The sequence below is a fragment of the Streptococcus mitis genome (assembly GCF_002096925.1).
Taxonomy (GTDB): domain Bacteria; phylum Bacillota; class Bacilli; order Lactobacillales; family Streptococcaceae; genus Streptococcus; species Streptococcus mitis_AF.
Genome location: NZ_NCVN01000058.1, coordinates 1 through 6728, shown reverse-complemented (window position 1 = coordinate 6728; position 6728 = coordinate 1). Strand labels below are relative to the sequence as shown.

At 40.3% G+C, this 6728-nt stretch carries 7 protein-coding genes and 1 pseudogene; 3 read left to right on the top strand and 5 right to left on the bottom strand.

Annotated elements, in window-relative coordinates:
* The 5 genes from B7692_RS07565 to rsmH all read right to left on the bottom strand — a co-directional run.
* Positions 1-668 (bottom strand): AAA family ATPase (locus B7692_RS07565; RefSeq protein WP_142360052.1); only part of this gene is annotated, 668 nt, incomplete at its 3' end.
* Between the two features lie 338 nt (positions 669-1006).
* The gene (gene mraY / locus B7692_RS07560; protein WP_084930360.1) at positions 1007-1987 is read right to left on the bottom strand and encodes a phospho-N-acetylmuramoyl-pentapeptide-transferase; all 981 of its coding nucleotides are present in this window, start codon (positions 1985-1987) and stop codon (positions 1007-1009) included.
* Position 1988: 1 nt separating this feature from the next.
* Entirely contained in the window at positions 1989-4241 is a 2253-nt protein-coding gene (gene pbp2x / locus B7692_RS07555; protein WP_084930359.1) for a penicillin-binding protein PBP2X, read from the bottom strand.
* A 3-nt stretch (positions 4242-4244) separates the two neighbouring features.
* The gene (gene ftsL, locus B7692_RS07550; RefSeq protein WP_000227824.1) at positions 4245-4562 is read right to left on the bottom strand and encodes a cell division protein FtsL; all 318 of its coding nucleotides are present in this window, start codon (positions 4560-4562) and stop codon (positions 4245-4247) included.
* Between the two features lie 9 nt (positions 4563-4571).
* Complete coding sequence (rsmH, locus tag B7692_RS07545) at positions 4572-5522, bottom strand: 16S rRNA (cytosine(1402)-N(4))-methyltransferase RsmH (protein WP_000159419.1); 951 nt, start codon at positions 5520-5522, stop codon at positions 4572-4574.
* Positions 5523-5688: 166 nt separating this feature from the next.
* Between rsmH and B7692_RS07540 the strand changes: the two genes are divergently transcribed.
* From B7692_RS07540 to B7692_RS11305, 3 genes and pseudogenes are all read left to right on the top strand, one after another.
* Positions 5689-5883, top strand: coding sequence for a helix-turn-helix transcriptional regulator (locus tag B7692_RS07540; protein WP_001082471.1), 195 nt, complete (start codon positions 5689-5691; stop codon positions 5881-5883).
* A gap of 15 nt (positions 5884-5898) precedes the next feature.
* The gene (locus B7692_RS07535; protein ID WP_084930358.1) at positions 5899-6441 is read left to right on the top strand and encodes a DUF3278 domain-containing protein; all 543 of its coding nucleotides are present in this window, start codon (positions 5899-5901) and stop codon (positions 6439-6441) included.
* A gap of 10 nt (positions 6442-6451) precedes the next feature.
* A pseudogene (locus tag B7692_RS11305) lies at positions 6452-6631 on the top strand (hypothetical protein); the annotation flags it as partial.
* Positions 6632-6728: the final 97 nt, after the last annotated feature.

The following is a 6728-nucleotide window of genomic DNA, read 5'->3' as shown; positions in this document are numbered from 1 at the left end:
CCACGGGAGAGGGCTGGCTTGAGAATATCCGCGAGCCCCTTAGAACCACTGTCTCCACCAGTGCTACCAGCACCAAGGATTTGGTGAATTTCATCAAAGAAGAGGATAATATTCCCTGCTTCTTTGACCTCATTGACTAAGTTTTGAACGTTTTCTTCAAAACTACCACGGTATTGAGTCCCAGCCTCAAGGCCTGAGATATCAATGGAAATAATTTCCTTATTCTTAATAGCAGCTGGAACATCACCATTCACAATAGCTTGTGCTAAACCTTCGACAACTGCTGTCTTACCAACACCTGCGTCTCCAACCAAAACAGGATTGTTTTTGGTACGACGTGAGAGGATTTCAGATGTTTCTTGAATTTCCTTGTTTCGTCCGATAACAGGATCCAACTTGCCTTCACGCGCTTCTGCTGTCAAGTTACGACCGAGTTTAGCAAGGACACCATCTTGTTTCATACCTGAAGCCTGTTGTTGCATTTGTCCATCAGTTTCTGCATTTCCTGAAAATTGACCCGTTGCACGATAATGAGCAAATTCCTCAGGTGTGACTTCACGTCCATTAATCAAGTAGCGACGGTTTTCAGAACTGTATCCTCGCATACCACCCATCAATTGGTTAAATAAATCATCCATGTTGTTAAAGTTATTAAAGTTGTTGTTCATATTCTTTACCTCTTTTTGTTTACTTAGTTATGATTACTGATATTGACTATCTTTGACCTTTGTTTTAAAAAATTTAGACTAGCTAAATCGCTACTCTACGTACTATTTCTGGTTTTTCTTTTTCAAGCAGGAGTAGACTATCTTTACTTCTGAAGATTTCTAGATTAAACATAGACCCACCTCTTTCTATTTCACTTTAAATAAGCGTTCTAGTAAGGCTTTCATTTACCTTACGTTCATAATATACTACATTAGTCAGAAAAGGTCAAGGGTTTTGACTTTAATTGACCAATATTTTTTAAAAAGCAAAAACACCCTGAAACATCAGGGTGCCATTCTTACATCAAATATAAAATTGCTAACGTTAAGAGACTTGCTAGAAGCCCCACTCCCCAAAATAAGAAGTCAACCTTCCACTCGCTCCAAGGATTTCCTTTACCAGACAATCCTCCAAGTTCAAAATGGTGATGCACAGGCGTCATACGGAAAATACGTTTGCCACCAGTCATTTTGAAATAGCCGACTTGCATCATGACCGAAGTTGTTTCAAAGACATAAACAATTCCGATAATCAAGAGAGTCCATTCTTGGTGAAGGGCCATAGAGATAGCTGCCAGCATTCCACCGAGTGCCAAACTTCCCACATCTCCCATAAAGACCTTAGCAGGCTTATGGTTAAAGACAAAGAAACCAAGCAAACCACCAATCATGGCAAGAATCACTAGAAGGATATCCATCTGACCTTGCACATAGGCAATAACTCCATAAGCTGACAAGCTAATCACAACTGAAATACTAGCTAGACCGTCAATACCATCTGTCAAGTTGACTGCATTTGAAAAACCGACTAGCCAGAAAAGAGCGAAGATAATATAGAAAATCCCTAGATGCACTTGGTAACCAAAGACAGAAAGCATATCGCCACCGCGCTCATAGAAAAGGTAGAAAATGACACCACCTAGAAGCTGAAGAGCCAATTTCTGCTTGGGATTTAGCCCCTCATTGATTTTTCGGAAGACCTTGAGAAAGTCGTCCAAAAATCCGATTAAACCATAAAGAACCAAGATAAATAAAATCATACCAACATTATTGCTGAGTTGATTACTAAATAGGGCGAAAAAGAAAGCAACTAAAACAGAAGCAATTAAGAAAACCAAACCTCCCATTGTAGGAGTCCCAGCTTTTGCCTGGTGCTGTTTGACATCCTCATGCATCTGCTGGCCTGTAATTTGCGCCTTTCTATAAAATTGGATAAAGGCCGGAATTCCTACTAAAGTTAGTAAAAATGTCACAATTCCAGCACTGATGGAAATAAACATATTAGTCTCCTAAAGTTAATTTAATTTTTTTAATGTTTTTGATAGCTGTATTAGTCCGAACATCTTGCTTCTGAACAACAGAACCTGACCCTTCAAATTCCAGCTCAATATCCAACCATTTAGCAAAGATCTCAGCAGTCTCTTTTTTCCAGCCATACATGTCTGGAATTTCTTCTACCTTATCCGATAAAAGGAGAACTTGTTGGTTTGGTGCAAGATTGGTTCCTTCTTCTACAGATGATTCTTTAATCTTTGTTCCAGTACCTACAACGATTGGTTGCACAATATTTCGGCGTAAGGCTTCCGCCAACTCACCAGGTGAAATATCCTTGATGCTAGGCATTGCATAAGAAGACTCTGTCGTAACTTTATCTAAATTCTTGGCTGGAGATTGAAGATTGAGAGATTCTTTCATAGCTGAAGCCCGCTCCAAGATTGGGTTGGCAAATTCTCCCAACTGGATACCTGAATAATGTTCAGGTTGTTGAACCGTTACATACAAGATAAAATCAGGATTTTCAGCAGGGTTCATAGCCACAACCGAGAAAATGTAATTGGTCGAACCAACTAAGTAGCCTCCATTTTTCTCGTCAGCGATTTGAGCCGTACCAGACTTGAGGGCTACATTTTGTCCTGGAACATTGACAGTTGCTTTTCCTGTACTATGATTATACATAGTTCCATATCTAGGATCCGTTCCTACCAAGACCATGTGAGTCCGAGTTTGGCTAGCCGCATCTTTCGAAACTGGATTCCCTACAATTTCTTTTTGAGATCTACGAACGGTTTGATCATTTGGATCATACAAGGCCGTAATAAATTTAGGCTCCAACATAACCCCATCATTGGCAATGGCTGTAAAAGCACGTAGCATCTGGGTCTGCGTTACAGAAATCCCCTGACCAAATGCACTCATGGCAATATTAACAATATTATCTGCAGGCAATTGACCTGAATACTCATCAGTCAGACCAAAACGGGTCGGCACCCCAAACTTAAAGCGGTTTAGATAATCCAACCAAGTAGCATCTCCCATTTTTTGTTCAAGTAGACTCATTCCAACATTACTGGAGTGAGCGAAACCTTGTAAGAAAGTCATCATCCCACCAGTCGTCAAACCATCATTAACATCCCAATCTCGAATTGTCGCATCCGCTATTTTTAATTCACTACTATTGAAGTATTCTCCACCTGGGAAGGTATTGTTATCAATAGAAGCTGCTAGCGTCATGACCTTCATGGTTGATCCTGGTTCGTAGTTACTTTGATAAAGAATATCACGCCAAACAAAGTCTTTGGTGATACCATCCTTAGTATCTGCATTAAAGGTAGGTCGTTGGGTGGTAGCGAGGATTTCACCAGTCTTGGCACTGACCAAGGTCGCGGTCATATACTTACCTTTTACTTTTTCTAGAAAGGCATCCATCTGAGTTTCCATGAAAGATTGGAGCGGGCTAGACAATGTTGTATAAACATCCTTGCCATCTACAGTCTGCTGCGCTACCTGTTCTGTACCGGGTACGATATTTCCTACACGGTCTTTTTCATAGGTAATAATACCGTCTGTCCCAGCAAGAATGGTATTTAACGAACTCTCTAGACCAGAGGTTCCTAATAAACTCTTACTGCCGTCCTCATTTTCATGGAGTTGGGCTAAACCAATAAAACTAGAAGCAAATTGGCCATTTGGGTAACTTCTGTTAGGGCTAGTTGTAAAGTCAATCCCTTCCACACTAGCATCTTTCAAATCTTTTTTAATCGCCATCATATTGGCATAGGTAATCCCATTTCCTTTTGCACCAAAGGAAACTTGAGTTAGATTTGGTTGAGCTAATTGCTCTTTCACATAAGCTTCATCCATATCCAAATACTTATGGAAGACTTCAGCTACCTTATTAAACTGCGAATCCTCTACATAAAGAATTTTACCCGTTGCTGACTTGTATTTTTTATCAATAACGGCATAGACGTTATAAGAGGTTGCATCTTCAGCGATAGGCACTCCATTTCGGTCATAGATCGTCCCACGTTTGGCAGGTACTGTTCGAGTTGTTTGGTGAACCTTTCTAGCCTCTTTTACCAAGTCAGTACCAAATATATTACCTTTTGCGATAATATAAGCAAAATTGGCCAAAAAGAGGGCGAAAAGAGCAACAGCTACAAAGCTGAGGTACTTGCCAACTATCCTACGATTTTTTGCTGGAGATTTACGATTTTTTATCGCAAATCGGGTTATTTTTTCTGTCCATTTCATATCTTACTCCGCTGTTCGGATATTTTCATTATTCAATTTCAAATCTTTTTTATCTGCAATTTCTTTCAAGCGCTCTGAACGAATCAATTCATTCACTTCCTGCTTAGCATCATCGAGCTCTGTCTTCTTCTCCTCTATCTGCGCATTTATTTTTGTCAAATCACTTTGCACTTGCAAGAGTCGTGTCTGCATAAAGATAATGCTCACTGCTAAAACGAGAGCCGTAAAAGCGATGGAAAGATAAAAAGCCTTCTCCACACGTGAGAATTTTTTTATACGATTCTGCAAGAATTGACTGGTTGTTTCTTTCTTATCTACCATTTTTTCCTCTTACTTGTGAATTTTTCTGGCCACGCGCAACTTAGCTGAGTGCGAGCGGTTATTAGCTTCTAATTCTTCTGCACTTGGCAAGATTGGCTTACGGGACACCAATTCCATCTTGGGCTTAAGATCATCTGGGATGAAAGGCAGACCTTTGGGAACTTCCACTGTTGAAGCCTCCTTGAACAATTGCTTGGTCAAGCGGTCTTCTAAGGAATGAAAGGTAATCACTGAAATTCTACCATCCAGAGCCAACATCTCCATAGCCTGCTGGATGGACTCATCTGCCGCTCCCAGTTCATCATTGACTTCAATTCGAATAGCCTGGAAAATCTGCTTGGCAGGATGCCCCTTCTTCTTGAGCTCCTTAGCAGGCTTAGCCGACTTGATAATCTCTGCCAGCTCAGTCGTTGTCTCGATTGGCTTGACTTCCCGAGCTTGTTCAATCTTACGCGCAATCTGTTTAGAGAATTTATCCTCGCCATACTTAAAGAAAATACGAACCAAGTCATGATAGTCGTAGTGATTCACCACTTCATAGGCTGTCAGACTAGCATCCTGATTCATGCGCATGTCCAGTGGCGCATCCTTTTTATAAGAAAAACCACGCTCTCGCTGGTCTAGCTGAGGACTAGACACTCCCAAGTCATAACAAATTCCATCAATTTCCTGAACACCAGCTTCGTGCAAACGTGTCTGTAAATGACGGAAGTTATCCTTGATAAAGGTCACCATTCCCTTTTCAATGTAAGGTGCCAAACGTTTTTGCGCATTGTCAATGGCATTCTGGTCCTGATCAAAGGCATAGAGATGGCCTTTTTCACTTAATTTACTTAATAAATATTCGCTATGGCCCGCTCCACCCAAAGTCGCATCAACGTAGATACCGTCAGGCTTTACGTCGAGCATATCAATCGTTTCGTGGAGTAAGACCGTTACATGATGAAATTCTTTTGTCATATCTTATCTATTTTACCACAAATCTGACTAGCTTGCACTAGTCAGACAAATAGGCCAAAAACAAGTAAGATTTCTTTAAGAAATATGTCAAATATGCTTGACATCTACTCCATAGAAGAATATAATATAGTCAAATATATACGACACAAATCAGAAAGGAGTCCAGATGAATCGTGTGAAAGAATTTCGCAAGGAACTGGGCATTTCCCAGCTCGAACTCGCCAAGGATATCGGTGTCTCGAGACAAACCATCAATATGATTGAGAACGACAAGTACAATCCAACTCTGGAACTCTGTCTCAATCTCGCCCGCAGCCTCCAAACTGACCTAAACAGTCTCTTTTGGGAGGATAATTTTTAAAAAAGGAGCCAACTCATGAAAAAAGAATCCTTTACTGAAAAACTCATCAAACGCACATACGGCATTTCTGGTCCCCTTGACGAATACAAACGGCGTGAGATCGATCGTATTGGGAACCAAGTCTTTATCGTCCTCTTTTATCTGATGATTTTCGGAAATCTTATTCCACTCCTTCTGGCCTATAAATACCCTCAAGAAGTGGCTCTAATCTATCCTCCTCTGATTTTAGTGATTTCCCTCATCACTGCTGGCTATGTCACCTACCAAATGAAAAAAACAGGGATTACAGCTATTGATCCAGATATGCTGAGTGAGAAAGAAAGTAAGCAACTTCGCTACCCAGGTCTTAAAGCAGGTTTGTTCTTTGGTCTATGGATGTTTTTTATAACTCCTCTTCTCAGTATACTCATAGGTGAAGGTCAGGACTATTTTCATTCTCTTCTCACTATAAGAAATGGTGTATCAAGCATTCTCGGTTCTATCTTCTTCGGAGCGAGCATACAGTTCCTCATCTCCCGTCGCATTGCAAAAACTAAAAAAGAGCAAGATGAGGATTAGGAGGTACCCTATGAAATCATTAGTAACTTTACTATTCAGTCATATTTTTGTCAGCATCTTTATTACCTTCGTCCTGTTTTCTGGACATATTACGCGTCCTTTCTTGATCATTTTCCTTTTATTTCTTCCTTTGCTGAACAAGGGACAAATACCTCAGAAAATCCAATCCAAAAAAATACGCCTTCTAAACGTATGAACTGCACCCCAAAAGTTAGACAGAAAAAATCTAACTTTTGGGGTGCTTTTATTATGAAATTAACTTATGATGATAAAGTTCAGATCTATGA